Here is a 26,611-nt window from a genome sequence, read left to right as displayed (position 1 = left end):
TATCAGCTCCCAATGATCTGCATCAAATTTCTCATCGCGATGATCATCGATTCAAATAAATTTTGAAATAGAATAATAAATGCAGGTAAAATTATCGCTAATAGTATAAAACTAACTAATATTTTAAGTGGTAGACCAACTACAAAAATGTTAAGCTGTGGAACTGTTCTCGCTGTAATACCTAGTGCAACGTCAACTAAAAATAAACAACCAACAATTGGGATAGCCATTTGAAAGGCTATGACAAACATTGAATTAAATGTTCTAGTTACAAATTCTATAAGCCTTTCACTTCCTAGTGGGATCCAAGGTTCATCAAGCGGTATGAATCTATAGCTATAATAAATGCCATCCAAAAGTAAATGATGGCCATTAACAGCCAATAATAAAAGCAAGGCAAATGTATATAAATATTGTCCAATGATCGGACTTTGCGCTCCAGTTTGCGGATCAATAACATTTGCGATCGCAAAACCCATTTGAAAGTCGATAAAACCACCGGCAATTTGAATTGCTGACAAAATCATAAAGGCGATTACGCCTATTAATAAGCCTACTAAGGCTTCTTTAAGAATTAGCATAAAAAATGTACCGTCAATCGCTATAATTGGGCGATCCAATGTTAAAAACATTAAATAAGACAAAAAAACTGCTAAACCTACTTTATGAACATTCGGTATGTTCCGATAAGAAAAAAGAGGGACAGTAGCAAAAAAAGATGTAACACGAATTAAAATTAATAAAAATACAGGTAGTTCATTTACTAAAGTTATCATAACTTATCCTATAAACCGATAAAGATTATTAAAGATTTGAAATGAATAATCTACGATTCTTGAAAGCATCCACGGTCCAAAAAAAATGAGGCCAAGAAGAACACCGATAATTTTCGGGATGAAAGCTAATGTTTGCTCTTGAATCTGGGTTGTCGCTTGAAAAATACTAACCAAGAGACCTATTCCTAGCGCTATTAACAATAAAGGTAACGAGATTGCTAGAACTGTCATAATCCCTTGTTCTGCAACACCGATGATAAAATGCGAGTTCATGTAAGATCACCCTTTAAAAGTTTAGAAGCTTATTAACAATGACTTTACAACTAGGTACCAACCGTCAACCATGACAAATAATAGTATTTTAAAAGGTAATGAAATCATAACTGGCGGTAGCATCATCATCCCCATCGACATTAAAACACTCGCGACAATCATATCAATTACTAAAAATGGTACAAAAATCATAAAACCAATTTGGAAAGCTGTTTTTATTTCACTAATTGCAAAAGCTGGTACAAGTGCTGTTAATGGAATATCATCTATCGTTTGTGGCCTTTCCATTTCAGCATAGCCTAAAAATAATAGCAAATCCTTTTCTCGCGTATGGTTACTCATAAACTCTTTCATTGGTTCAGCCGCTCGTTCAAACGCTTGCTGCTCGTTTATTTCACCATTTAAAAAAGGACCGAGTGCCTGATCGTTAACTTCCGAAAAGGTTGGCGCCATAATAAAAAATGTCATAAACAACGCCAAACTAATTAATACTTGCGTAGGTGGCATTTGTTGTGTTGCAAGTGATGTTCGTACAAATGAAAGTACAATGATAATCCTAGTAAAGCTTGTCATTAAAATTAATATACTCGGAGCGATTGATAAAACAGTTAACAGAAGGATTAATTGAACGGTTGTGGATACGTTCGCTGCCCCAGCAGCATTCGCTATATCTAAATTAATCTCAGGAAGAAACTCATTCATTCGTCGTGATCCCTCTTAAATTTGTCATAAACTTTTTTTCTCCCTTCAGTTAACTCATCCAATTGCCCCTTTAACATGTTACTAAAGCTATTCATTGAACTAGTATTGACTCTATGATCATCACTTTTTGGGAAAACTTTTTTCAAAAACGCTTGTCCAACCTGAAGTGATTGTGTTGAACTTTGGTTACTCATTAGCTGTTCAACTTCTTCAGGAGAAGTAATTTCTTTTAATAATTGAATCGTTTCACCAACACCAACTACTAGCACGGTATCACCAATGCGAACTAACTGAATCGAGCGATTTGTTCCTAATGGAATTCCACCCATATTCTCTAATGTTTTCGTTTGACCATAAAGTCGATTTTTTGTATTAATAAATCGAAGAATAATATAAATTAGAGCAATGACAACACCTAATGCAAAGAACATTTTGACAAAATCGAACAAAGAAAATTGGCTTTCAAATTCAGGGGGAGCCGTTTCTAAAGCAGACGGACTTTCAACCTGATTATTAGCGCGATCCTGATTTTGATCTTGAGTCTCTTGGCCCTCAATCGTCTGGTCCAAGCTTTGCTCTCGATCAAACTCATCATCCTTACCTTCTTGGAGCATTTCACTTACTGTTTTATTCTCATTATTAGTTGTAGTCTCCGCCTGAACATCTGGTCCAAACGGAGAATATAAAATAGCAATTGTTATGAATAATAGCAGTTTACGCAACAAAAGTTGCCACCTCTTTACTATCCTAATGTTTTCTTAATCGCTTCGATGACGCGATCAGCCTGGAAAGGCTTCACAATGAAATCCTTTGCACCAGCTTGAATTGCATCGATAACCATCGCTTGCTGTCCCATTGCAGAACACATGATAATTTTTGCATTTGGATCAATTTTTTTAATTTCCTTTAGTGCAGTAATTCCATCCATTTCAGGCATCGTAATATCCATTGTCACTAAGTCAGGAGATACCTCTTGATATTTTTCAACAGCTTGGGCTCCATCGGCAGCCTCACCGACAACTTCAAAGCCATTTTTCGTTAAAATATCTTTTATCATCATTCTCATAAAAGCAGCATCATCTACGATTAAAATTTTACCTGCCATTATACATTCCCCCGTTATTAAAAAATTAATAATTTATCATTTTGTTATTGAAGCTTCTTTATACGGTCTGTTTGGCTAATAATATCAGTGACCCTCACACCAAAATTCTCTTCAATAACAACAACCTCACCTTTCGCTATCAGTTTATTGTTGACTAAAATATCAACAGGTTCACCAGCAAGCTTATCCAATTCTATGATTGAACCAGCAGACAGTTCAAGAATTTCCTTAACTGATCGCTTTGTTCTTCCTAGCTCAACCGTTACATGTAGAGGTATATCTAATAACATATTTAGATTACTAGATTCCTGAGGCTCTAATGTAGTTTGCTCAAATGCTGAAAATGCAACAGGTTGAATATTAGCTGGGTTTGCTTGTCCAGCTCCAATGTGCTGTGGACCATTATATGAAGGCATCATTGGCTGTGCCATAGGTGGTGCATTATACCCCACAGGCTGCTGATTATTCGTGTTCAGCGTTGGTACTTCTTGCGGTGCGCTGTATTGTGGTGCACTTTGCTGCTGTCCAACTTGTGTTGCAGCTGCCGTATCGTGTGAAGACTGGGCAGAGGGACTATCGGTTAAATCAGGGCCGGTTTCTTGAGCTGGATTTAATAAGTTTTCAACAAGCTCCTTTGCAAAATCTAGCTGTAATAGTTGCATTATATTTGAATCTATTAAATCACCAATTTTCAAATTGAAAGAAACCTGCACAAGCACTTCATCATCAGGTACTTGATCAGTACCTTCTCCCTCCATGAAATCAAGAATATCAATTTTTGGCGGTGATATGTCAACCTTTTTACTAAAAACAGTAGACATAGAAGTTGCAGCAGAACCCATCATTTGGTTCATTGCCTCTTGAACAGCACTTAGTTGAATTTCGCCTAGATCTGGTGATGGATTTGTACCGTCACCACCAAGCATTAAATCAGCAATTATCGCGGCATCACTTTGTTTAATAACTAGTAAGTTATAGCCCCTAAAACCAACAGTATATTCTACTTGAACAGCTACATAGGGCTGTGGAAATTCATCTGCTAAATGCGCTTTTCTAACAATTGAGACAGCTGGTGTGGTTATTTCAACCTTCTGGTTAAGTAAAGTCGAAAGTGCTGTGGCAGAGCTGCCAAATGAGATATTCCCTATTTCACCTAATGCATCTTGTTCTAATGATGTTAAATATTCTTCAGTAATCGGTTCAGCGTCATCTACATCATCGATCGTACTATCAAAATCTGAATCATCTCCACCTTTTAATAGAGCATCAATCTCATCCTGAGACAGCATATCTTCACTCACCATCGTCTTCACCTCCCTTTATTTTTTCGAGTATTTGAATAGCAATTTTATTTTTAAGTTTACCAGGTTGGCCAATAAATTTAGGATGATCAGCAACTCTGATCGTTAATGGCCGCTCAACAAGCTGATCAAGCTGAACAACATCACCTATATTTAAGTTCAAAAATTCATGAACTGTTATTTTTGCTTCACCAAGAATTGCTTGAACTGGTAAATCGGCCTTCTTAATTCTACGTTCCAATAATGAAATTTCTTCAGGTAACCGTTCTTTCTTAATATTTTGCATCCAATAATGAGCAGATAGCTTTGGTATAATCGGCTCAAGTACGACATGTGGGAGACATATGTTAATCATTCCGCTTGTTTCTCCTATCGTTGTATTCAGCGAAATAACAACTACCGTTTCATTCGGTGAAACCATCTGCAAAAACTGTGGATTTACCTCAAAGTCTGTTAAAATGGGATCTATTTCAACTACAGATGCCCAAGCTTCCTGAAGATTTTCAACAGCTCTTTCAAATAAGTTCGACATTACTCTTGTTTCAATCTCTGTCAAATTCTCAACTTTATTGATGCTTATACCTTTACCACCTAAAACACGATCCATCATCGCATACGCAATATTAGGATTCACTTCGATCAATAAGCGACCTTCAAGCGGTGGTACCTCAAAGACGTTCAAAATTGTCATTTTCGGTATGGAGCGAATAAACTCTTCGTATGGGATTTGATCAACAGACGCAACTGATATATGAACATAGGTCCTGAGCTGTGCAGAAAAATAGGTTGTGAGTAAACGTGCAAAGTTTTCATGAATTCTCGATAAGCTACGTATTTGATCCTTTGAAAACCTGAGTGCTCGCTTAAAATCATAGACTTTGACCTTTTTCTCTTTTTCTTCTTTTTTTAGTTCATCTGCATCCATTTCCCCAGCAGAAAGTGCGGAGAGAAGTGCATCTATTTCATTTTGGGACAAGACTTCTTCTGCCATTCAAACTCACCTCCCGAATGCTCAAGTAAAAACCTATTACTGAATTAAGCGATTCGTTATATAAACCCTTTGAACAGTACCTTCTTGAAGGATTTCGTTCATTCTCACTTTTAAAATATCCTCAACTTCTATGAGACCTTCTTTACTTTTAAATTGATCAGATTTCATTGAAGCAAGCTCTTGAATTAAAATATTTTTTATTTGGAAATTACGTTTTTCAAGCTCTTCTTTTGCTTTTTTATTATCAGTTTGGATTTTCAATTGAATTACAACATAGGAACCGTCGATTAAATTAGTCGTCATTTCTTCTATATCAACCGATTGTTCGAGTATTTCATCAATAGTTGGTTGCGTCTCGTCTGCGCCACCTTTTGTAAAGTTTGTGATGACAAAGAACGCCACAACGCCGATTAATGTAATCACAATTAGAATAATAATCATAATGCTAAGTAGCTTATTTTTAAACAATTACTCCCCCTCCCCTTCTTCACGATTTGTAAGGTCAAAAATGTTGACATCCCGGTAGAAATCCTTAACTAAAAGAATAACATCTTCCTCTTGTTCCCGCACGACAATTTTTTTACCATTCGTCATCGTAATTGTCGTATCTGGAAATGATTGGACTTGCTCTATATATAAAGCATTGACATGAAAGCTTTGACCATTCAATCTCGTTAATTTTATCAATATAGATGGGAGCTAAGCAGTTAGAGCCCAGCTCCCTACCTCCTTACATTATCGTTTCAAATTCACTAGCTCTTGGAGAATTTCGTCAGATGTTGTAATCATTTTTGTATTTGCCTGGAACGCCCGTTGCGCAACGATCATTTCCGTAAACTCTTCTGAAAGGTCAACATTCGACATTTCAAGAGCGCCTGCTGCAATTTTCCCAGCACCATTAACTCCTGGAAAATAAAGATCAGTAGTTTGAAAAGTGTCACCATCGTATACATCATGTGTTCCTGAGTTTGGACTTGGTTTATATAGATTTTCGCCTATCTTTTGAAGTCCTTCATTGTTAGCAAATTTGCCAATTGATATGATCCCAGCAACTCGTAACTCACCATCTTTATTATTATAGGTAACAACTCCATCCGCACCAATGCTATAAGTTTGAGCGTTCTCTGGTATACGGATTGCCCCTAATTCACTATCGTCTAAACCACTAAAATCACTCAAATCAATACTTTCTACATCATCCCCATCTGCAGTTAATCCCATTAAATAAAGTCCATCAGCATTAACAATAAAGCCCTCTTCATCAAAGTAAAAATTCCCGGCACGTGTATAGCTGATATCTGGAACTCCATTTGTTGTATCAAATGTGTTATTTCCAAATCCTGTGTCATCAACTTCGCCTGTCCCAACCATAAAATAGCCATCACCTGCGATTGCTAAGTCTAAAGTTCTACCTGTTGGTTGTGTACTTCCTTCAGTATGAATGGTATCAATTGATGCTAATTGGCTCCCTAACCCAACTTGTTTCGGATTGACCCCACCTCGTGTAGCTCCAGGTGCACTAGCACCAGCAATTTGCTGACTAAATAAATCTTTAAAAACAACTCGTCCCTTTTTAAAGCCATACGTATTGACGTTGGCGATATTGTTACCAATAACATCTAGCTTTGTTTGGAAGTTTTTCATTCCAGAAATTCCTGAATACATTGAACGTAACATATTTTTTTCGCTCCTTTATTTTAAATCTGTTGCGTCTGTCGGTCAGCAACGTTTTAGAGCTTCCTTACGGTCCAGCTCTTAAATCATTTCATTACATCAGAATCGTACCATTAATATTTGTAAAAATTTGTGAGCTTGCCTCTTGTCTATCCATTGCCGTAATAACTGTGTTATTTTTCGCACTGACGATCAGCGCTGCTTGGTCTGTCACGACTAATGAATCATGAACACCTTTTACTTTCGCTTCATTTACCTTTTGCTCAATCCGCTGCCATAACTCTTGATCGATGTGAATATTTCGCTCGTTTAAGCGCTTTTCCGCATGCTTACTAATTTTCAGTGAAGATTGTTCCGTTTGCAGTGTATCTAGTAAGTCTTTAAACGATGTACGATTTGGGTCAAGCGGTTTTTTGACCGGTTGGTTAATTTGTGCGAGTGGATGGTAGTTTAATTGACGTATACGATGATCCATATTCCCCACCACCAATTTCATTAAAATTATAAATCTGTTAATCTTCTAGTTTGTAACCTTAGTTATTTGGTTCCCATTAATTGTATGACCTGATTCGAGCTCATACATGACTTTACCATTTTTCATTTGCACAGATCGGACAATGGATTCGACAACTTCATCGCCGTCATTCGTCCATGAGACTAGTTTTCCAATCATTTGACTCGCCATCGTTAATTGATTTTCATACGATGTTTCGTATTGATTTTGGATTTTTTTAATTTCATCTTGATAAATGATTTTGCCGTCATGCAAATGAATTTCAACAATTTCACCTTTATTTACAATTGATTCGATTGTCCCTGTGCCAGTTTCAACCGTTGGCTCTAATTCATTACCTTCTTCATCGTAATTTTTAATGATTACTTCCCAATCCACTTGTTTACCAATCCAACCGACATAGCCTGTTAATGTGTTACTTTTTTGAAAAGCAATAAATTGTTCGAACGATGACGCCATTTTCGTCATTTGTTCTAATGATGTAAACTGGGCCATTTGCGCAATGAATTCTTTATCCTCCATTGGATTTAACGGATCCTGGTTGGCAAGCTGAACCATTAAAATTTTCAAAAATTCATCTTTGCCAAGGTTGTTGGATGGTTGCCTTTTTTGCGTCTCTTTGTAGTAATCTAAGTAATCACTTGGTTGTATTGCAGTTGTCATTGCTTATCCCCCCTATACGATTAGATTGAGCAACTCGTCTTTGAAGGAATCAGATTGTGATTCGTTCTCCGAATTCGCATCTTGTTCAGAGGCCTGTTGTCTTGATTTTGAACTATCCTGCTCATTTTGTTCTTTTTTTGCACCTTCAAACTGGCTGTCGCCTTGGTAGTTTATCTCAAACTTCTCAACCGTAATGTTTTGCGATGTAAACACATGACGCAGTCCATTCAAGTTCGATTCAATGATTTCTTTCGCAGTTGCCGTTGAAGCAATAATTCGTGCCATCATTTCACCGTTTGATTCTGTCAGCTTAATTGTTAATGAGCCTAAGTGTGCCGGATTCAAGCGAATCATGAGCTGATTTGTTCCATTAGGTGTTGTACTAAATTTACTTTGCTTCATGATGTTTTTGAGCTGGCTAAGAATTTGTTCCTCTGAAACGGGAGAGCCTGTTGGTTGCTGAACATTTAATACATACTGCTGAATTCGATTAACCGAGCCACCATCTTTAAGCGAACTGTTAACAAGCTGGTCAAATACCCCTTCTTCAAAAGGAACGGATGTACCTGTTATTTCAGTTGTGATATTAACAGCAGTCCCTTTGTTAGCACTTTGTTGCCCAGAAGGATTGTTTGGATTACCTTGATTATTAGCTTCGCTATACAACACTCTTTGAATAATTTGCGTTAGTTCTGTTTTGAGCTGTGTGAAAGGTTGTCCAGCTTCGACCTTTACTGAATCATTAGTTGTTCTTTTCTCAAGTGTTTGGATGAGCTTACTAACTAACAGTGCTACATTTCCAGATTGTTCTGGAAGTTGCATTTTAAATACTTCATTTAGTTGCTGCTGCAGCTGCTTCACAAAGTCGATCTGCTTCATTTGCTCCGGAAATTGCCCCTTTTTCTCAAGCTGGAGCATCGCCATTACTAAAAGCATTACTTGTTCCTTGCTGCCTTTTTCTGTCTGCACTAACACCTGTTCAAATGCTATTGCTGAGCTTAAAAAATTAGACAATAGCTGTTGCATTGGTTGTGGCAGTTGGTTCAATAATGCGATTACATCCGGATCTTGTAAAAGCGCCTGATCAAAATATCCTTCAGTCATTGGTAGCATATCGAATAGTTCTTCAAAAACAGCAAATAGTTGTTCGTAGTCGATAGAATTGAGCTTAGCATCGAAATCATCAGAAACAGCTGCTAGATTCATATCTTCCACTGTCGTCGCATCCTCAGCTTGAGTCAACGCCCCGATCAACAACCTTGAAAATCCAACCGAATGATTGCTAGTTTGTTGGGTTTGATTTGCTACTTGGGAACGAATACTGGTACCACCATTTGGAATTGCGATTGCTAATAATTGTGCCGCATTCATCTTTTCTCACCTCCTTTCAAGTTAAGGAATCGTAAAGTCCTTTTACTGAACTGTGTTTTCAAAAGCTGGCTCATTTTGGTCCTGTTGTTGAGACTCTTCTGTTTGTTGAGTTCCATCTTCCTCAGTCTGTTCTGCCGTCATTTTATTTTCCTCAGCTTTTAGTAGTACCGTTAACTCCGCTGCTTTTGCCGGTTCCATTTTTTCTAAAATAGCTGCTCTTGATTCGTTGTTCATTTTTACAAGAATATCAATCGCATCATCATTTGTCATTTCAGCTAAAATAGCCGACGATTTTTTAGCAGACATTGTTTCATATACTTTCGCAAGCTCTTCGAGCTTTATTGTTACTTCTCTTTCCTTTTCCTGTAATTCTGTTAATTGTGCAGTCAATTCATCGATTTCAGTTTGTGAAGCATCTATTTCAGCTAGCTTACTATCAATCTCGCTTTGAAGCTTGGCAATTTCAGCCTTCTGATCTTCAATCGTTGCTCTCAACGTAAATACATTCTCAATATTTTCACTAGAGCCTTCATTTTTATTGATTATTGAAGACACACCAGGGATTTTCTCCCCATATTTTTCGACAATATCAAAAACATTGAGGCCTGCGATTGTCATAACGACTAGAGCAATGGCAATCGCAAAAAGAAATGGGATGACAATCACAAAGAAAAACCATTGTAACTTGCTATAATTACTTTCGGCTTTTGTTTGCTTTAGTTCAATATTTGCTGTTTGTTGTTGGTCGTTTTTACTCATATGAACACCTAATTTCCTCGATTCATAAATTGTTGGATCGAGATCTCATCCATTAATTTATTCTCCTCTACCTTCGCAATTTGATGAAATGTAAGTTTCGCTTTTTGTTTCATTTTTTCATACTTTTTCACTTCAATATTTTTTTCAAGGAGAATTTTTTCTTTAACTTCCATATGATGTCTAGCATTTGCTACTTTTTCTTGCCAATAATTTATCGATTGTTCTAAAGTTTCTAGAAAGCGTTGGAGCTGCTGGATTTGGATAATATTTAATCCAGTTTGTATTTGCTGCTCCTGCTCAGCAATTATATCTTCCTTTTGCTTCAAAACGTTATAAAGCTTCGTTGCCACTTCTTCAAATTTGACCACCGATTCATGATAATCGCCGATCGCTTTATCTTTTTCATTTTCTTTAACTGCTAAAATCTTTTCAAATTTATATTGAAATCCCATATCTACTCACCTATTCCCATAAGTTCTATTAAAGTTGATATGGAATCTTTTTTTCGTACTTGTTCATCAACTTCCTGTTTCAGAAAGGCGTTGATTTTTGGATAAAAACGAATTGCTTCATCGATTTCACGAGATGAACCACGCTTATAAGCACCGATATTAATTAAATCTTCAGCATCGATATAGGTTGCTAACAAGTCTCGTAATCTTTCAGCTGCCCTGCGGTGTTCATTCGTAACTATGTTGTTCATTACCCGACTTACACTATTTAGTACATTAATAGCGGGGTAATGACCTTTATTTGCAAGTGCCCGGTCTAAAACAAAGTGACCATCTAAAATTCCACGAACAGTATCGGCGATTGGTTCATTCATATCATCACCATCAACAAGAACTGTATAAAAAGCTGTGATTGAACCTAAATGATTCGTGCCAGTTCTCTCAAGAAGCTTCGGCAACATCGAGAATACGGAAGGAGTATAACCTTTAGTCGTCGGCGGCTCGCCAATGGCTAACCCAATTTCGCGTTGCGCCATCGCTACACGTGTAACAGAATCCATCATTAGCATGACGTTATGACCTTGATCACGGTAATACTCTGCAATTGCAGTTGCCGTATAGGCTGCTTTAATTCTCATTAAAGCTGGTTGATCCGAGGTTGCAACAACGACAACAGATCTTTTTAAGCCTTCTTCCCCTAAATCTCTTTCGATGAATTCTCTAACCTCTCGGCCGCGTTCCCCAACTAACGCAATTACATTAATTGTAGCCTCTGTATTTCGGGCAATCATCCCCATAATCGTACTTTTACCGACACCACTACCAGCAAATATTCCAATCCGCTGTCCTTTTCCAACCGTTAGAATGCTGTCAATTACGCGAACACCAACTTCAATTTCTTCTGTAATCGGTGGTCGCTTCATTGGATTTGGTGGAGCTTGGTCTGTCGATACATTAGTTAGTCCTTTAGGGAGCGGACTATCATCCATTGGAAGTCCTAACGAATCTAAAACCTTCCCGATTAAGCCAGTGCCAACCTTAATTTGCAACGACTCACCAGTTGCCTCAACTAATGAACCAGGTGAAATATCCTGAACATTTGTATAAGGCATAAGAACAACAAATTCCTCACGGAAACCGACAACTTCGGCTTGAATAATTCTCTTTCTTTTACTACCTACATGTATATAGCATAAATCGCCGATCGAAGCTTCTGGACCTCTCGATTCTATCATTAAACCGACAACTCTAGTTACTCGACCATAACGCTTATACGTATCAATGAAATCGATTCTTGAAATGAGATCAACTGCCTTCATCATCCATTTCCCCCTCCAAAACTTGGAGTAGCTTATGCTTCATTTCCTTTAACTGACTATCTATGCTTGCATCAATTCTTCCAAATGACGATTCAATAATGCAATTCGTCGTTTCAAGCTCGTCATTAGGATAGATATACAACTGTGCTGTAGGATTATTTAATAGCGCTCTTAGTTCCTCTCTTTGCGATAGTACTAAATCATAATAAGCGGGATGAACATGGACTTGAATATCTTGATGATCACGAGCTTCCTTAATAACCCTTCTAACTAAATTTAAAAACGCATCGGGGTTTAAATCTAAAGTGAATCCCATAATTTTCTCAGCTGTTTTTAATCCGAGATGAAGGATTGTTAATTCAGATTGATCGATGTTTTTTTTATAATCATTCTTACAAAGTTCAACAGTTCTTTTCGCTTCATCAACAATTGCTTTATACTCATTAAGCGCTTGTTCTTTACCGATCTCAAAACCTTCCGCATATCCTTCTTGTTTTGCTGTTTCAATCCAATGTTCTTTCTCCACTTCCCAATTTTGTTTCTCTAGTTCAATTTGATGGAGTAGCTCTTGGGCTTGGTTTTCAGCTTCATTAATTATATTCGTTGCCTCAGCCTCAGCATTTTGTATGATCGCTTCCTTTTGAGTTTCGAGTTCTTCTAAATCAAGTTGCTGATCTATTTCTTCTGCTTCTATATCATTCGTAAAAGTATTTAGATGAAATGATAATGGTTTAAGAGTTATTACACGTTCATTTTTCTGATCAGTCGATGTAAAGTGTGACTTAATAACCCTAGACAATAATATCATCTCCTCCACCGCGTGCTACAACGATTTCACCTGCTTCTTCTAGACGTCTAATCGTTGCAACAATCCTTGTCTGTGCTTCTTCAACATCACGAAGACGTACAGGTCCCATAAACTCCATTTCTTCCTTGAACGTTTCTGCCATACGTTTAGACATGTTTTTAAATACTGTCTCTCGCACTTCTTCACTTGCAACCTTAAGCGCAAGCATAAGGTCTTCGTTCTCACAATCACGGATGACACGTTGAATAGCCCGATTATCAAGCGTAACGATATCTTCAAAGACAAACATTCTCTTTTTAATCTCTTCAGCTAGTTCTGGGTCTTGAATTTCAAGCGCATCTAGTATTGTCCGCTCAGTACTTCTATCTACACCATTCAACACTTCAACGACTGCTTCAATACCACCGGTTTGCGTATAGTCTTGTGTAACGGTAGCAGACAGCTTTCGTTCCAGAATCTGTTCAACTTCATTAATGACCTCTGGTGATGTACTATCCATTAAAGCAATCCTTCTTGCAATATCTGCTTGTACTTCTTGGGGAAGCTCAGATAGTATTTGACCAGCTTTCTCTGGGTCAAGATACGACAAAATTAAAGAAATTGTCTGCGGATGCTCGTTTTGGATAAAGTTAAGTATCTGGGAAGGTTCGGCTCTTCTCGCAAAGTCGAATGGTTTTACTTGCAAGGATGAAGTCAAACGGTTAATAATTGATGCCGCTTGGTCAGATCCTAATGCTTTTTCAAGGACGGTTTTGGCATAGCCTATACCGCCTTGAGAGATGTATTCTTGCGCAAGTGCAATTTGATGGAATTGCTCAAGTACATCCTCCTTTTGCTTTGTTTCTACTTTTTTGACACTTGAGATTTCAAGGGTAAGCTTTTCAATTTCTTCCTCTGATAAATGCTTATAAACTTGTGCAGAAACTTCAGGTCCAAGAGAAATTAGGAGTATTGCGGCCTTTTGTCTGCCTGTTAATTCTTCAGAATTCCTAGCCATTACACTTTCCTCCTAATCTTCTGCTAACCATGAGCGAAGCAGCTTCGCAAATTCATCTGGTTTTTCTTTTGCCATTTTTTCTAATTGTTTTCTTCTTGCAACTGCCTCTGTTTCGTGTTCTTCGTTAACATCTGGGATATCAAATGATGGCGTCTTCGCCATTTCTTGTATCTCATTATCAACATTCCCTTTCTTTTTCCTACGAACAAGCAATACAATTGCTACAATAATAATTAGTAATAATAGCAAGCCTACAAGTACTAGTGAAGGATTATTCATTAAGAAATCCATAAAAGTCGGCTCTGGTAATGGTACAATGCCATTAAATTGTTGCCATGTAACATTAACACGACCATCTAGATTTGCATCTTTATTGGAAACAGTTGTTTTGATAATTCCATTTAACATATTTTGAATTTCAGGTGTCAAAGCTTGCATCGTTTGTTCATCCATATCTGTACTATCGATTGCCACCTGAATACCTAAGTCTTCCACTTTATACGGAGATCCTTCAACTGTCTCCATGATCCGTGTTACATCATAATTAATTCGTTCCTCTATATTTTCGTATTCTCCATTTTCTCCTGTTTGCTCAACATATTGATTCGGAATATCAGTTTCACCAGTTCCGACAACACCGCCAGGCCCCGTCCCACTACCAACGAACGATTCGGAAATTTTCTCAGCACTTATTGCAATACCCTTCATATTTTCTTCATCGATTGGTTGTACAATATCGCTTCTAGTATTAACCTGAGATGTATCAATGTCTGCTGTGACAGTAACAATAACCTTTTCCCTACCCATCATTAGACCTAACATTTGTTGCACTTGAAGCTGAATATCCCTTTCAATTTGTTTCTGAATTTGATATTGATCAGCAAATTGAATACGGGATGTATCACTATTTGAAGCAAATAAATTCTTCTTATCGATATGCTCAAAATATTGATTCGTAATGACGATATTCTCAATAGGTAGGTTTGCCACACTTTTTGAAACTAGATGATAAAGACCTTCAATCTGTTCATCTTTAAATTTATAGCCAGGCTTTTGGTGGATGACAATTGATGCGGAAGCAGTCCCTTGCTCTTCACCTATAAACACGCTCTGCTGTGGTAGCGAAATCATTACTTCTGCATCTTGTACACCTTCAAACTTTTTAATAAGTCGTTTTAATTCACTTTGTACAGCAGCATTTTTCCTCATTTCAAATTCTTCTTGCGTTATACCAAACCCGCTTTCACCAAACGATGAAAAGTACGTTTCACCGCTATCCGGAATTCCCTCTGCGGATAATTCCACTAATAAAGTATCAACTAGCTCTTCAGGAACTAATATTCCGGTACCACCTGGAGTGATTTCAGATTGAATACCTCTTTCATCCAAAGTAGCTTTAATTTGACCGATTTCCTGTGGTGATACATTATGAAAGAGTGGGACGAGATTTGGTTTAGCAGCAATGGTTGATACGAGAATTAATAGAGCAATTATGGAAACGATTGAACCGATAATAACCCCTTGTTGGGTTTTTGTTCTCGCGTTCCAAAAATCTATAAATTTTGTTTTGAAGTTTAATAGCTTCTCGTTCATAGCGTCCCCCAGCTTAATAAATCAATATACAATTCCTCTTTTAAATACATTCTCTCTTTATTTAACTAATTATTTATACTTGCATTCTCATTATTTCTTTATAGGCGTCAATAACCTTATTCCTAACTTCAATCGCGGCCTGACGAGTCACGCTAGCTTTTTGCGCTGCAATCATGACTTCGTGGATATCAGATATTTGCCCTGTAATAAATTTTTCTGTTGTAGTATCAGATTGTATTTGTGATTTATTTAAATCATTAATGGCATTACTTAAAGCTTCTGAAAATCTCTTATGAGCATCTGCGGCAGTTGCCTTTTGCGTATTATTTATCTCATATGGTCTAATGGGTTGATTCATATTAAAAGGTGAAATTCGTTCCATTTATCTTCCCTCCTACTACTTTCCGATTTCAAGCGCCTTCATTAACATTCCTTTTGTAGCATTAAACGCAGTAATATTTGCTTCATATGATCTAGTCGCACTCATAAAATCGACCATTTCCTTAAGCGGGTCTACGTTAGGCATTGCTACATAACCTTCTTCATTCGCATCTGGATGATCTGGATTATAAACCATTTTAAATGGTGTTTGATCCTCTACAACCCTGCTAACACGGACACCTTCACCAGGTGAACCTGAATTTTTCATCGCTTTGTTTAAATATGAATCAAATCTACCAGTTGTTGGCGATAAGTCAACCATCTTTCTTCGATATGGCTGCCACTCTCCATTGACAAAATTAGCTCTTGTCGTTTCAGCATTTGCCATATTAGAAGATATTACATCCATACGGAAACGTTGTGCTGTCAAAGCAGATGCAGAAATATTCATTCCGTTAAAAACTCGCATCATCCGTTACCTCCCTTAAAAGCCTCTTTTAAGCCATTAAACTTACTATTCATACGATCAATTAGGACATAGTAGTAGATTTGATTTTGTGCCATATCAGACATTTCTTTATCAATATCAACATTATTACCATTATGATTATAGGAGGTATTTTTCGTTGTGTAGACACTTAAATTAGAAGCCCCACGTTTAAACTCAATATGGCGATGATCCGTTCGATAAGCACGTAAAGACGCATTTTCCAATTCCGTTTTAAAGCTAACATCTTTTGCTTTATAGTTTGGTGTATCCACATTTGCAATATTATTCGCAGTCACCTTCTGCTTAAGAGAAGAATAGGCTAATGAATTTTCTAACAGATTCATCGAATTTGAAAATAGTTTCATAATTTCCCCTCGCTCTATTTTCATTTTACTTACTCTTACTACACATTGAACTCATAGTTTGCTGGCACAAATTAATATAATTTACATATTAAATATTGAACACAATTATTTTTAATTATAAATGATTTTCCTGTAAAAGATAACATAAAAATCAAATTGTCGACAAATGTATACAAAAAAGCATCTAATAGTCCTATTTTTTTAAAACAAAAAAAACCTGCATCGAATACATTCGACACAGATTTTAAAAATCCTACTTATATTTGGCTATTTTTCCTAATAGTTCCAATATTTTTTATCGTTTAACTTGTTTTTAGTTTGGAAAGCTCTACAAGAAATTTATCATTTAATACTTTAATATATGTTCCTTTCATTCCTAAAGAGCGTGATTCAATAACACCAGCACTTTCTAGCTTGCGTAACGCGTTAACGATCACAGAACGAGTAATTCCAACTCGGTCAGCTATTTTACTTGCTACGAGCAAGCCTTCATTTCCGTCAAGCTCTTCAAAAATATGTTCAATTGCTTCAAGTTCGCTATAAGATAAGGAACTAATCGCCATTTGGACAACTGCTTTGCTTCTTGCTTCCTCTTCGATTTCTTCCGCTTTCTCGCGTAGGATCTCCATTCCAACAACAGTTGCACCATATTCGCCAAGAATCAAATCATCATCTTCGAACTTTTCTTGAACTCTTGCAAGTATTAGCGTACCTAATCGTTCTCCGCCGCCAATAATCGGAATGATTGTAGTTAACCCTGATTGAAAGAGATCTCTATTTTCAACTGGGAAGGCTGTGTATTCACTATTAATATCAATATTAGCTGATGTTTCTGTTACATTGAATAGGTTATTTGTATATTCAGTCGGAAATTGTCTTTCTTCAAGCATCTTTTTCATGCGTTCATTTTCAATTTCCTGTTTGATTGCAAATCCTAATAATTTCCCTCGACGACTAACGACATAAATATTTGCTTCAATAACGTCCCGTAAAGTTTCTGCCATTTCTTTAAAATTAACTGGCTTCCCTGCAACTTTTTGTAGCATAGCATTAATTTGTCTTGTTTTTTCTAGCAGTTTCATTTTACTCCTCCTATTATAGATACGCTATTTATAATATATATTGACTTAAATCTTTATTTCTTGCAATAGAGTTCAATTTTTCTTCAACATATTCTGGCGTAATTGTTATTTTTTCCATGGTTATATCACTTGCTTCAAAGGAAAGATCCTCTAACAATCGCTCAAGTACTGTATGAAGCCTCCTTGCACCAATGTTATCGGTTTCTTGATTGACATCAAAAGCAATTTCCGCAATCTTACGAATAGCATCGTCAGAAAATTCAAGTTTTATACCTTCGGTTTCCAATAATGCTTGATATTGTTTAAGAAGTGCGTTACTTGGCTCCGTTAAAATTCTAATAAAATCTTCAACTCCCAAGTTAGTTAATTCTACTCGAATTGGAAAACGACCTTGCAGTTCAGGAATTAAATCCGATGGTTTTGCGATGTGGAATGCTCCAGCAGCAACAAACAGAACATGATCCGTTTTTACTGGTCCATATTTTGTCATAACTGTTGACCCTTCAACAATTGGTAAGATATCTCGTTGAACACCCTCACGGGAAACATCTGCAGAACTTTGATGTTTTCCCGCAATTTTATCAATTTCATCAATGAAAATAATTCCCATTTGTTCCGCTTTTGATACTGCTTCACCTGTAACCTCTTCCATATCAATTAACTTATTGGCTTCATCCTGGATCAAAACCTTTCTTGCTTCCCGCACCGTTAACTTACGTTTTTTCTTTCTTTTCGGTATGAGGGAACTAAAGGCATCCTGCATATTCATTCCCATTTGTTCCATCCCTGAGCCTTGAAGCAAATCAAACATGGATTGCTGTTGCTCTTCAACTTCAACCGTAACCATATGATCTTCTAGTTCACCTAACGCTAATTGATGGGCCATTTGCTTACGTCTTTGATTAATGTCTTGATCATCAGTTTGTTGTTCCGTATCATTGGCTTCGTTCTGTCCACCAAAAAACATTTCTAATGGATTTTTATATTGAGTTTGTTTTTGCTTTGCAGGAACAAGTAACTCTACAAGGCGTTTGTTTGCATTTTCCTCAGCTTTTGTTTGAACGCTTTGCATTTTCTCTTCCTTAACCAATCGAATCGAAGTTTCGATAAGATCTCTCACCATAGACTCGACATCACGTCCAACATAGCCAACTTCCGTAAATTTTGTAGCCTCTACCTTTATAAAAGGTGCTCCTACTAGCTTCGCAAGTCTTCTTGCGATTTCGGTCTTTCCAACACCTGTAGGTCCAATCATTAAGATGTTCTTAGGTGTTATTTCATCTCGAAGCTTCTCATTTAACAAGCTGCGACGATAACGATTTCTCAATGCAACAGCCACTGCTCGTTTTGCTTTATTCTGGCCAACAATAAATTGGTCTAACTTATCGACTATTTGCCGTGGAGTTAAATCCTTCTTCATTATTGATCCCTCCAACTTTTATAGTTCTTCCACAATGATATTCGAATTTGTATAAACACAAATATCACTAGCTATCTCTAACGCAGACTTTGCAATTTCCTTTGCCGTTAGTCCTTCCCCGGCATATTTCTTCAAAGCTCGACCAGCTGCCAATGCATAATTCCCACCTGATCCTATTGCCAGAATTCCATCATCAGGTTCAATTACTTCACCTGTCCCTGAAACAATAAAAAGGTGCTCAGTATTCATAACGATCAGCATTGCTTCAAGACGACGAAGTACTTTATCGCTTCTCCATTCCTTTGCTAATTCAACAGCTGCGCGTTGCAGATTACCATTGTACTCATCTAATCTTCCTTCGAATTTTTCAAATAAAGTAAAAGCATCAGCAACAGATCCTGCAAAACCGGCAACAACTTTTCCGTTATATAATTTCCGAACCTTTCGAGCGGTATGCTTCATAACAACAGCATTCCCGAAGGTAACTTGACCATCACCAGCCATCGCACATTTTCCTTGATGTTTAATTGCAAAAATAGTGGTTGCATGAAATGAAGAATTCATAATAGCCCCCCTATATTTAATAATTTCCAAACATACAAAACAGCAGCAAATTCTACCTTTCATTGCTGCTTTAATTAAAAAATAATTTCTCGTTATCACTCTCATCTAAACATTAAGAAATGTGGGTAATAAATGATATTTAGATAAAATTATAAGGGCTACTAAATCGTACCATATTGGTGTAGCCCTTTGCAAATAATTTATATATAATTTACAAAATTCCGAATTGACGCTAACGCTCTTTCTGCATGCTTTTCATTACGTTCTTGTTTACCTTTAATTCTCTCAGGTAATGGCGGAAACAAGCCAAAGTTTGCATTCATAGGCTGGAAGTTATTACTGTTAGTGCTTGTAATATATTTTGCCATACTTCCAATTGCTGTATCCTCAGGAAACTCGACTGGCGGTTTATTGTAATATAACTTTGCTGCATTAATCCCCGCAACAAGACCTGAAGCCGCTGACTCTACATAACCTTCGACACCTGTCATCTGACCTGCAAAAAATAGCTTTTCACTAGCTCTCAATTGATATGTTGCATTAAGAAGCTTTGGTGAATTGATAAATGTATTTCGGTGCATGACGCCGTATCTGACAATCTCTGCATTTTCTAAACCTGGTATTAAGCGAATAACTTCTTGCTGCGCCCCCCACTTTAAATGGGTTTGAAAACCAACAATGTTATATAGCGTCCCTGCTGCGTCATCCTGCCTTAACTGTACAACTGCAAATGGACGCTTACCCGTGCGCGGATCCTCTAACCCTACTGGCTTAAGAGGTCCGAAAAGAAGTGTTTTTTTACCGCGCTTAGCCATTACTTCTAACGGCATACAGCCTTCAAAAAAGATTTCTTTCTCAAACTCCTTTAATGGAACAGTCTCTGCAGTAATTAACGCCTCATAAAAAGTAGTAAATTCGGCCTCTGTCAACGGACAGTTAAGGTATGCTGCTTCACCCTTATCATACCTCGACTTTAAGTACGCTTTTTCCATGTTAATGCTTTCTTTTTCTAAGATCGGGGCAGCCGCATCATAAAAATAAAAGTACTCTTCACCAGTTACCTCTTTAATTTGCTTAGCTAAGCCTTCTGAGGTCAATGGGCCGGAAGCTATTATTGCAATCCCATCTGGAATTTCTAACACTTCTTCATTTTTTACAGTAATATTTGGATGATTTTTCAGCTTTTCAGTCACCATTCCAGCGAACTCATGGCGGTCAACTGCTAAAGCACCACCAGCTGGCACTGAACATTCATCAGCTGACTGAATGATCAAGGAGTTGAGCTGTCTCATTTCTTCTTTCATAACTCCAACAGCATTAGTTAGTGTATTAGCTCTCAAAGAATTACTACATACAAGCTCAGCAAATTGATCTGTATGATGGGCAGGTGTTTGCTTCTTCGGCCTCATTTCAAAAAGTTTGACCTTTACTCCACGGTTTGCGGCCTGCCATGCAGCTTCACTCCCAGCCAAGCCCGCGCCAACTATTGTTATATATTCATTATTCAATCGAGTTCATCCTTTATCTACATATATTAATCAGTTGTCACACGGAGTTCTTTTTCACTTATTTATTCTTGAACCTCTTCTTTATAATCGCAAGATGTACATTGTACTTGGATACCTTTTTTTGCTTTTTTCTCAACTAATAAACCATTACACTTTGGACATTTCCTCGCAAGCGGTTTATCCCATGAGACAAATTCACAATTAGGAAAAGTATCACAACCATAAAAAAGTCGATTCTTTTTACTTTTTCTTTCTATTATATTTCCTTTTTCACAGCTCGGACATGCTACGCCAATTTCCTTAACAATCGCTTTTGTATTACGGCATTCCGGAAAATTAGAGCATGCCATAAATTTTCCGTAACGGCCCATTTTATAAACCATATCATGACCACAAATTTCACATGATTCACCAGCTGGCTCATCTTTTATTTCAACCTTTTGCATTTCTTGTTCAGCAACTTTTAACCGTTTTTCAAAGCCCTGATAAAACTCATCAATAATTTTAATCCAATTTTCAGTTCCTTCTTCAACTTGGTCAAGACTCGATTCCATTTTTGCAGTAAACTCTAAATCGAGAATTTCAGGAAAAAATTCCATCATTAATTCATGAACAATCGTTCCTAATTCAGTTGGGATAAACCGTTTATTATCAAGTGCTACATACCCACGTTTCTGAATTGTATCCAGCGTTGGTGCATAAGTTGAAGGTCGTCCAATTCCCAATTCCTCGAGTGTCTTTACAAGTCTGGCCTCTGTGTATCTTGGCGGTGGTTGGGTAAAATGTTGTTTCGGATCTATTTCCTTAGATACAACAATCTTCCCTTCCTCAATATCAGGTAAAAGTTTATCTTCATCCTTTGTTACATCATCATTACCCTCAATATACACCTTCATAAAACCTGGAAATTTCACTTTCGAGCCATTCGCTCTAAATTGAACCCCTTCATTTTCAAGATCAACTGTCATTGTATCCATAATTGCCGCTGCCATTTGGCTCGCAACAAAACGTTCCCATATTAAGCGATACAGTCTTAATTGGTCACGGCTAAGTAACGTTTTTAAACTATTTGGTGTTCGGAGCGTAGATGTAGGCCTAATTGCTTCATGAGCATCTTGAGCATTGCTTGATTTCTTCTCAGTACGCACGTCTTGTGCGACATAGTCCTTTCCGTATTCTGAGGTAATAAACTGTCTTGCTTCTGTTTGTGCAGTTTCTGATATTCTTGTTGAATCCGTTCTCATATAAGTAATCAGACCAACGGTTCCTTCTTTACCTAAGTCAAGCCCTTCATAAAGCTGTTGAGCAATCATCATTGTCTTTTTAGCGCGAAAGTTTAACTTCCTAGCAGCTTCCTGCTGTAAGGTAGATGTCGTGAAAGGTGCTACTGGATTTCTTTTTCTTTCTTTCTTTTTTACAGAAATCACATTAAATTTATTTCCTTTTACTTTGCTTAATACATTTTTTACATCCAACTCTGTTTTCAGTTCAACCTTATTTCCACCAAGTCCGTAAAAGTAAGCCTCAAAAACCTCACCATTCATATCGAATTGTCCGTTAATCGACCAATATTCTTCCGGAATAAATTGTACTATTTCTTTTTCACGTTCAATAATAAGTCGAACAGCAACCGATTGCACACGACCCGCACTCAGTCCCTTTTTCACTTTCTTCCAAAGAATTGGGCTAATATTATAACCGACAAGACGATCTAAAATTCTTCTAGCTTGTTGCGAGTTAACGAGGTCCATATTAATTGACCTAGGATGTTTAAATGCTTCTTTAATAGCATCCTTTGTAATTTCATTAAAAACAACACGACAAGGTGAAGTTTCATCAATATTTAAAATGTGTGCTAAGTGCCAAGCAATCGCTTCTCCCTCGCGATCAGGGTCAGCTGCTAGAAAAACTTTCTTCACTTTTTTTGCAGCTGTTTTCAAATCTTTTAAAACGGGCCCTTTTCCGCGGATCGTAATATACTTAGGTTCAATTCCTTCACCTGGATTAACACCCATTTGACTTTTAGGTAGGTCACGAACATGTCCCATCGATGCTTTTACTTTATATTTACGTCCAAGATAACGTTCTATTGTCTTAGCCTTTGCTGGTGACTCCACAATTACTAAATAATCTGCCATTAAATCTTCCCCCCAAAGAGGTATTAGAAAGACTTCACTTTCCGCTGATAATAGCGGAAGATATGTCCTTTCCTATACTATGATCCTTATACATGGAAATTCTGATAGTATAAATAAAATCTTCACTATTATTAAATACTTTCTATGGTTTTGTCAAACATGTTTTCTCAAAATATCCAATTTATTGTATTTTTTATGAATTTTTACTTACAATTCTTGCATGATATCGTTTGCATCTATCACTAATTTTGCCCCTTGTTGAATAAGGTGATTCGTCCCTTGACTGTTTGCATCAAATATTGAACCAGGAATTGCAAATACATCTCTACCTTGTTCTAGAGCTTGCTCAGCAGTAATTAAGGATCCACTGCGTACCTTAGCTTCAATAATCAATGTACCTTTTGCAATACCACTTATTATTCGATTTCTTAAAGGGAAATGCCACTTTTCCGGTTTTTTATTTGGCGGAAATTCAGAAATAAGCAAGTGATTTGAAGAAATTTCTTCTGCGAGGATTTTATTCTGAGGGGGATAAATATGCTCGAAGCCTGAACCTAAAATGGCAATAGTTTTTCCATTTTCTCGAATTGCTATTCGATGCGCCTCTGTATCAATTCCAGCTGCAAGCCCACTAACAATAATCCAATGATTCTCAATTAACCGAGGTACTATTTTATTCAATGCGTTATATCCGTATTTTGTTGCGTTACGAGTTCCTACAACACTAAAGCATTTTCCTTGTAACAACTCAATTTTCCCTTTAACGTATAGCACCCATGGTGGATCGTAAATTTGCTTTAATAACGGCGGATAAATTTCGTCCCCAATCACAAGTAAATGAATTTTCTTTTGATCATACTCTCTATTCAATTGGTCGTATGATTTACTATGTAGATCTCGGTAAAAAAGTTTAGCATTTTTTCCATTCATTTGGAACAGTTCACTGAATTCATGTTCCTTTAAGGAAAAAATCAAACGAAGTGAGGAATCAAATTTAATAAATTTATAGATTGTTTTCCAGCCAATTCCTTGACACGAATGGATACAAACTAACCTTTGTCGGACTTCATCCATTTCGAACATCTCCATTTTTTTGGATAATTGGGGGGTTGGTAAGATCCCCCCACCGGGATTCTCATTATTTGCCCAAATTTATGAATAGCAATTGATTGATAATTGCCTGCTGTGTGCCAGCAGGCAATAGAGAAATTAACACGATGATTTATAGATTCTTACACTTTTCGTATAAGCCTTTTTCTTTCAACACAGAAATTAATGTTTCACCCATAACAGATGGAGTTTCAGCCACTTTAATACCACATTCATTCATAACTTTAATCTTCTCAGCAGCTGTACCTTTCCCACCAGAAATAATCGCGCCAGCATGACCCATGCGCTTTCCTGGAGGAGCCGTTTGACCACCGATGAAACCAACGACAGGCTTCGTCATGTTAGCTTTCACCCATTCAGCCGCTTCTTCTTCAGCCGTTCCGCCAATTTCACCAATCATAATAACAGCTTCAGTTTCTGGGTCTTCATTGAATGCTTTTAATACATCAATAAAGTCAGTCCCATTTACTGGGTCTCCACCAATCCCAACAGCAGACGATTGGCCCACACCGGCTTGAGTTAATTGGTGTACAGCTTCATAAGTTAATGTACCAGAACGGGAAACAACACCTACGTAGCCTTTTTGATGTATATAGCCTGGCATGATCCCGATTTTACATTCATCAGGTGTAATGACCCCCGGACAGTTAGGCCCAACTAAACGCGTTTTCTTGCCTTCCATATAACGCTTTACTTTGACCATATCTAAAACTGGAATATGCTCAGTAATACAAATTACAATATCAAGTTCAGCATCTACACCCTCCATAATCGCATCAGCTGCGAAAGGAGCAGGTACATAAATAACAGAAGCATTTGCACCTGTAGCCTTGACTGCTTCTTCTACAGTGTTAAATACTGGTACACCTTCAACCTCTGTACCACCTTTACCTGGTGTTACCCCACCGACTATTTTTGTTCCATACTCTAACATTTGCTTTGTATGAAACAAAGCTGTGGAACCTGTTATACCTTGAACAATTACTTTTGTATCTTTATTTATAAAAACGCTCATTAGTACCCCGCCTTTCTACTACTTTACTAGTGATACAATTTTTTGTGCGCCATCAGCCATAGAGTCTGCAGACGTAATATTTAAACCTGAGTTCTTTAAAATCTCTTTTCCGGCATCAACGTTAGTACCTTCTAAACGAACAACAAGTGGAAGCTTTAAACCTACTTGTTTCGTAGCTTCGACAACACCTTGGGCAATTACGTCACATTTCATTATCCCACCGAAGATGTTAACAAATATCCCTTTCACGTTTTTGTCAGAAAGAATGATTTTGAAAGCTTCTGTAACCTTTTCAGTTGTGGCACCGCCACCTACATCTAGGAAGTTAGCAGGTTCTCCGCCGTAGTGCTTAATTGTATCCATAGTAGCCATTGCAAGGCCAGCACCGTTTACCATACAACCAATGTTCCCGTCTAAAGCAATATAGCTTAAATCATATTTAGAAGCCTCAATTTCTTTTGGATCCTCTTCATCTAAATCGCGATATTCTACTACATCCTTTTGACGATATAAAGCGTTAGAATCGAAGTTGAATTTCGCATCAAGCGCCATAACATTTCCATCACCTGTTACAACAAGTGGGTTAATTTCTGCAATCGAACAATCCTTAGCAACAAATACTTCATATAATCCAAGCATAAACTTAGCAGCTTTGTTTACTAGTTCAGTAGGAATATTAATATTAAATGCTAAACGACGTGCTTGGAAACCAGTTAAACCTACAACTGGATCAATTACTTCTTTAAATATTTTTTCTGGTGTAGCAGCTGCTACCTCTTCAATTTCTGTACCACCTTCTTCTGATGCCATCATAACGACACGAGACGTAGCACGATCTAATACAAGTCCTACATAGTATTCCTTCTTAATGTCGCAGCCCTCTTCAATAAGCAAACGCTTAACTTCCTTGCCCTCAGGGCCTGTTTGATGGGTTACAAGCGTTTTGCCTAATATTTCGTTAGCATACTCGCGCACCTCATCAAGACTCTTTGCAACTTTAACTCCCCCTGCTTTACCGCGACCACCAGCATGAATTTGAGCTTTAACTACCCAAACATTGCCACCTAGTGCGCGTGCTGCATCAACAGCTTCCTCAACCGAAAAAGCAACCTTCCCATTTGGAACTGCCACCCCGTATTTTCTGAGGATTTCTTTCCCTTGATACTCGTGGATATTCATTCTCCATCCTCCTATCTTATGTATACAAACTTGGACTACTGTACTATTGTATATATATATT

At 37.3% G+C, this 26,611-nt stretch carries 30 protein-coding genes; all 30 read right to left on the bottom strand.

The annotated features are described in order from the left end of the window. Nucleotides 1-2: 2 nt before the first annotated feature. A complete protein-coding gene (gene fliR / locus D612_RS0101825; protein WP_017753769.1) occupies nt 3-776 on the bottom strand; it encodes a flagellar biosynthetic protein FliR in 774 nt (257 codons plus the stop codon). A 3-nt stretch (nt 777-779) separates the two neighbouring features. Beyond that, nucleotides 780-1,049, bottom strand: coding sequence for a flagellar biosynthesis protein FliQ (gene fliQ, locus D612_RS0101820; protein WP_017753768.1), 270 nt, complete (start codon nt 1,047-1,049; stop codon nt 780-782). A gap of 21 nt (nt 1,050-1,070) precedes the next feature. Continuing rightward, nucleotides 1,071-1,751: a flagellar type III secretion system pore protein FliP gene (gene fliP / locus D612_RS0101815; protein ID WP_017753767.1), complete on the bottom strand. Its 681-nt coding sequence runs from the start codon at nt 1,749-1,751 to the stop codon at nt 1,071-1,073. Next, on the bottom strand, nt 1,748-2,476 hold the full coding sequence (locus D612_RS0101810) for a flagellar biosynthetic protein FliO (protein ID WP_233274974.1): 729 nt from the start codon (nt 2,474-2,476) through the stop codon (nt 1,748-1,750). The genes fliP and D612_RS0101810 overlap by 4 nt, the downstream gene beginning before the upstream one ends. A 17-nt stretch (nt 2,477-2,493) precedes the next feature. After that, nucleotides 2,494-2,856 (bottom strand): response regulator, encoded by a 363-nt coding sequence (locus tag D612_RS0101805; RefSeq protein WP_017753765.1) that lies wholly within the window; start codon nt 2,854-2,856, stop codon nt 2,494-2,496. Between the two features lie 44 nt (nt 2,857-2,900). Next, a complete protein-coding gene (fliY, locus tag D612_RS0101800) occupies nt 2,901-4,160 on the bottom strand; it encodes a flagellar motor switch phosphatase FliY (protein ID WP_017753764.1) in 1,260 nt (419 codons plus the stop codon). Next, complete coding sequence (gene fliM / locus D612_RS0101795) at nt 4,150-5,148, bottom strand: flagellar motor switch protein FliM (RefSeq protein ID WP_017753763.1); 999 nt, start codon at nt 5,146-5,148, stop codon at nt 4,150-4,152. Before fliM ends, fliY begins: the two co-directional genes overlap by 11 nt. 36 nt (nt 5,149-5,184) lie before the next feature. Continuing rightward, complete coding sequence (gene fliL / locus D612_RS0101790; RefSeq protein WP_017753762.1) at nt 5,185-5,616, bottom strand: flagellar basal body-associated protein FliL; 432 nt, start codon at nt 5,614-5,616, stop codon at nt 5,185-5,187. Continuing rightward, nucleotides 5,617-5,835 (bottom strand): flagellar FlbD family protein, encoded by a 219-nt coding sequence (locus D612_RS0101785; RefSeq protein WP_017753761.1) that lies wholly within the window; start codon nt 5,833-5,835, stop codon nt 5,617-5,619. A gap of 48 nt (nt 5,836-5,883) precedes the next feature. Then, a complete protein-coding gene (gene flgG / locus D612_RS0101780) occupies nt 5,884-6,825 on the bottom strand; it encodes a flagellar basal body rod protein FlgG (protein ID WP_017753760.1) in 942 nt (313 codons plus the stop codon). A gap of 91 nt (nt 6,826-6,916) precedes the next feature. Continuing rightward, nucleotides 6,917-7,297, bottom strand: a complete 381-nt coding sequence (locus D612_RS0101775; protein WP_017753759.1) for a TIGR02530 family flagellar biosynthesis protein — start codon at nt 7,295-7,297, stop codon at nt 6,917-6,919. Between the two features lie 45 nt (nt 7,298-7,342). After that, the gene (gene flgD / locus D612_RS0101770; protein WP_017753758.1) at nt 7,343-7,999 is read right to left on the bottom strand and encodes a flagellar hook assembly protein FlgD; all 657 of its coding nucleotides are present in this window, start codon (nt 7,997-7,999) and stop codon (nt 7,343-7,345) included. 12 nt (nt 8,000-8,011) lie between these two features. Then, complete coding sequence (locus D612_RS18590; RefSeq protein ID WP_017753757.1) at nt 8,012-9,370, bottom strand: flagellar hook-length control protein FliK; 1,359 nt, start codon at nt 9,368-9,370, stop codon at nt 8,012-8,014. A 42-nt stretch (nt 9,371-9,412) separates the two neighbouring features. Further along, on the bottom strand, nt 9,413-10,129 hold the full coding sequence (locus tag D612_RS0101760; protein ID WP_017753756.1) for a MotE family protein: 717 nt from the start codon (nt 10,127-10,129) through the stop codon (nt 9,413-9,415). An 8-nt stretch (nt 10,130-10,137) separates the two neighbouring features. Beyond that, complete coding sequence (gene fliJ / locus D612_RS0101755) at nt 10,138-10,581, bottom strand: flagellar export protein FliJ (RefSeq protein ID WP_017753755.1); 444 nt, start codon at nt 10,579-10,581, stop codon at nt 10,138-10,140. Between the two features lie 2 nt (nt 10,582-10,583). Beyond that, the gene (gene fliI, locus D612_RS0101750; protein WP_026092356.1) at nt 10,584-11,900 is read right to left on the bottom strand and encodes a flagellar protein export ATPase FliI; all 1,317 of its coding nucleotides are present in this window, start codon (nt 11,898-11,900) and stop codon (nt 10,584-10,586) included. After that, the gene (fliH, locus tag D612_RS0101745; protein WP_407637440.1) at nt 11,887-12,708 is read right to left on the bottom strand and encodes a flagellar assembly protein FliH; all 822 of its coding nucleotides are present in this window, start codon (nt 12,706-12,708) and stop codon (nt 11,887-11,889) included. The genes fliI and fliH overlap by 14 nt, the downstream gene beginning before the upstream one ends. Then, nucleotides 12,692-13,705, bottom strand: coding sequence for a flagellar motor switch protein FliG (fliG, locus tag D612_RS0101740; protein WP_017753752.1), 1,014 nt, complete (start codon nt 13,703-13,705; stop codon nt 12,692-12,694). The genes fliH and fliG overlap by 17 nt, the downstream gene beginning before the upstream one ends. A 12-nt stretch (nt 13,706-13,717) precedes the next feature. After that, nucleotides 13,718-15,298, bottom strand: a complete 1,581-nt coding sequence (gene fliF, locus D612_RS0101735) for a flagellar basal-body MS-ring/collar protein FliF (RefSeq protein WP_017753751.1) — start codon at nt 15,296-15,298, stop codon at nt 13,718-13,720. Between the two features lie 73 nt (nt 15,299-15,371). After that, the gene (fliE, locus tag D612_RS0101730) at nt 15,372-15,680 is read right to left on the bottom strand and encodes a flagellar hook-basal body complex protein FliE (RefSeq protein ID WP_017753750.1); all 309 of its coding nucleotides are present in this window, start codon (nt 15,678-15,680) and stop codon (nt 15,372-15,374) included. A 15-nt stretch (nt 15,681-15,695) separates the two neighbouring features. Then, complete coding sequence (flgC, locus tag D612_RS0101725) at nt 15,696-16,148, bottom strand: flagellar basal body rod protein FlgC (RefSeq protein WP_026092355.1); 453 nt, start codon at nt 16,146-16,148, stop codon at nt 15,696-15,698. Further along, the gene (gene flgB, locus D612_RS0101720; protein WP_026092354.1) at nt 16,148-16,534 is read right to left on the bottom strand and encodes a flagellar basal body rod protein FlgB; all 387 of its coding nucleotides are present in this window, start codon (nt 16,532-16,534) and stop codon (nt 16,148-16,150) included. Before flgB ends, flgC begins: the two co-directional genes overlap by 1 nt. 302 nt (nt 16,535-16,836) lie before the next feature. Next, on the bottom strand, nt 16,837-17,616 hold the full coding sequence (gene codY, locus D612_RS0101715; RefSeq protein WP_017753747.1) for a GTP-sensing pleiotropic transcriptional regulator CodY: 780 nt from the start codon (nt 17,614-17,616) through the stop codon (nt 16,837-16,839). A 28-nt stretch (nt 17,617-17,644) separates the two neighbouring features. Then, nucleotides 17,645-19,039 (bottom strand): HslU--HslV peptidase ATPase subunit, encoded by a 1,395-nt coding sequence (gene hslU, locus D612_RS0101710; protein WP_026092353.1) that lies wholly within the window; start codon nt 19,037-19,039, stop codon nt 17,645-17,647. Between the two features lie 15 nt (nt 19,040-19,054). Continuing rightward, nucleotides 19,055-19,603: an ATP-dependent protease subunit HslV gene (hslV, locus tag D612_RS0101705; protein ID WP_324603074.1), complete on the bottom strand. Its 549-nt coding sequence runs from the start codon at nt 19,601-19,603 to the stop codon at nt 19,055-19,057. 197 nt (nt 19,604-19,800) lie between these two features. Beyond that, the gene (gene trmFO / locus D612_RS0101700; RefSeq protein WP_017753744.1) at nt 19,801-21,108 is read right to left on the bottom strand and encodes an FADH(2)-oxidizing methylenetetrahydrofolate--tRNA-(uracil(54)-C(5))-methyltransferase TrmFO; all 1,308 of its coding nucleotides are present in this window, start codon (nt 21,106-21,108) and stop codon (nt 19,801-19,803) included. Nucleotides 21,109-21,170: 62 nt separating this feature from the next. Continuing rightward, the gene (gene topA, locus D612_RS0101695) at nt 21,171-23,246 is read right to left on the bottom strand and encodes a type I DNA topoisomerase (protein WP_017753743.1); all 2,076 of its coding nucleotides are present in this window, start codon (nt 23,244-23,246) and stop codon (nt 21,171-21,173) included. A gap of 207 nt (nt 23,247-23,453) precedes the next feature. Continuing rightward, on the bottom strand, nt 23,454-24,320 hold the full coding sequence (gene dprA / locus D612_RS0101690; protein WP_051023121.1) for a DNA-processing protein DprA: 867 nt from the start codon (nt 24,318-24,320) through the stop codon (nt 23,454-23,456). 148 nt (nt 24,321-24,468) lie between these two features. Further along, the gene (gene sucD, locus D612_RS0101685; RefSeq protein WP_017753741.1) at nt 24,469-25,371 is read right to left on the bottom strand and encodes a succinate--CoA ligase subunit alpha; all 903 of its coding nucleotides are present in this window, start codon (nt 25,369-25,371) and stop codon (nt 24,469-24,471) included. Nucleotides 25,372-25,389: 18 nt separating this feature from the next. Continuing rightward, entirely contained in the window at nt 25,390-26,550 is a 1,161-nt protein-coding gene (gene sucC / locus D612_RS0101680) for an ADP-forming succinate--CoA ligase subunit beta (protein WP_017753740.1), read from the bottom strand. Between the last annotated feature and the right edge of the window lie 61 nt (nt 26,551-26,611).

Origin of the sequence: Calidifontibacillus oryziterrae (genome assembly GCF_000331575.1) — a bacterium.
Lineage (GTDB): Bacteria > Bacillota > Bacilli > Bacillales > Bacillaceae_J > Calidifontibacillus_A > Calidifontibacillus_A oryziterrae.
This window is presented reverse-complemented; position numbering and strand designations above follow the sequence as displayed.

Excerpts from the sequence above, each read along its gene's own strand:
- fliR (WP_017753769.1), bottom strand. The coding sequence starts at position 776 with ATGATAACTTTAGTAAATGAACTACCTGTATTTTTATTAATTTTAATT.
- fliQ (WP_017753768.1), bottom strand. The coding sequence starts at position 1,049 with ATGAACTCGCATTTTATCATCGGTGTTGCAGAACAAGGGATTATGACA.
- fliP (WP_017753767.1), bottom strand. The coding sequence starts at position 1,751 with ATGAATGAGTTTCTTCCTGAGATTAATTTAGATATAGCGAATGCTGCT.
- D612_RS0101805 (WP_017753765.1), bottom strand. The coding sequence starts at position 2,856 with ATGGCAGGTAAAATTTTAATCGTAGATGATGCTGCTTTTATGAGAATG.
- fliY (WP_017753764.1), bottom strand. The coding sequence starts at position 4,160 with ATGGTGAGTGAAGATATGCTGTCTCAGGATGAGATTGATGCTCTATTA.
- fliM (WP_017753763.1), bottom strand. The coding sequence starts at position 5,148 with ATGGCAGAAGAAGTCTTGTCCCAAAATGAAATAGATGCACTTCTCTCC.
- flgG (WP_017753760.1), bottom strand. The coding sequence starts at position 6,825 with ATGTTACGTTCAATGTATTCAGGAATTTCTGGAATGAAAAACTTCCAA.
- D612_RS0101775 (WP_017753759.1), bottom strand. The coding sequence starts at position 7,297 with ATGGATCATCGTATACGTCAATTAAACTACCATCCACTCGCACAAATT.
- flgD (WP_017753758.1), bottom strand. The coding sequence starts at position 7,999 with ATGACAACTGCAATACAACCAAGTGATTACTTAGATTACTACAAAGAG.
- D612_RS18590 (WP_017753757.1), bottom strand. The coding sequence starts at position 9,370 with ATGAATGCGGCACAATTATTAGCAATCGCAATTCCAAATGGTGGTACC.
- D612_RS0101760 (WP_017753756.1), bottom strand. The coding sequence starts at position 10,129 with ATGAGTAAAAACGACCAACAACAAACAGCAAATATTGAACTAAAGCAA.
- fliJ (WP_017753755.1), bottom strand. The coding sequence starts at position 10,581 with ATGGGATTTCAATATAAATTTGAAAAGATTTTAGCAGTTAAAGAAAAT.
- fliI (WP_026092356.1), bottom strand. The coding sequence starts at position 11,900 with ATGAAGGCAGTTGATCTCATTTCAAGAATCGATTTCATTGATACGTAT.
- fliH (WP_407637440.1), bottom strand. The coding sequence starts at position 12,708 with ATGATATTATTGTCTAGGGTTATTAAGTCACACTTTACATCGACTGAT.
- fliG (WP_017753752.1), bottom strand. The coding sequence starts at position 13,705 with ATGGCTAGGAATTCTGAAGAATTAACAGGCAGACAAAAGGCCGCAATA.
- fliF (WP_017753751.1), bottom strand. The coding sequence starts at position 15,298 with ATGAACGAGAAGCTATTAAACTTCAAAACAAAATTTATAGATTTTTGG.
- fliE (WP_017753750.1), bottom strand. The coding sequence starts at position 15,680 with ATGGAACGAATTTCACCTTTTAATATGAATCAACCCATTAGACCATAT.
- flgC (WP_026092355.1), bottom strand. The coding sequence starts at position 16,148 with ATGCGAGTTTTTAACGGAATGAATATTTCTGCATCTGCTTTGACAGCA.
- flgB (WP_026092354.1), bottom strand. The coding sequence starts at position 16,534 with ATGAAACTATTTTCAAATTCGATGAATCTGTTAGAAAATTCATTAGCC.
- codY (WP_017753747.1), bottom strand. The coding sequence starts at position 17,616 with ATGAAACTGCTAGAAAAAACAAGACAAATTAATGCTATGCTACAAAAA.
- topA (WP_017753743.1), bottom strand. The coding sequence starts at position 23,246 with ATGGCAGATTATTTAGTAATTGTGGAGTCACCAGCAAAGGCTAAGACA.
- dprA (WP_051023121.1), bottom strand. The coding sequence starts at position 24,320 with ATGGATGAAGTCCGACAAAGGTTAGTTTGTATCCATTCGTGTCAAGGA.
- sucD (WP_017753741.1), bottom strand. The coding sequence starts at position 25,371 with ATGAGCGTTTTTATAAATAAAGATACAAAAGTAATTGTTCAAGGTATA.
- sucC (WP_017753740.1), bottom strand. The coding sequence starts at position 26,550 with ATGAATATCCACGAGTATCAAGGGAAAGAAATCCTCAGAAAATACGGG.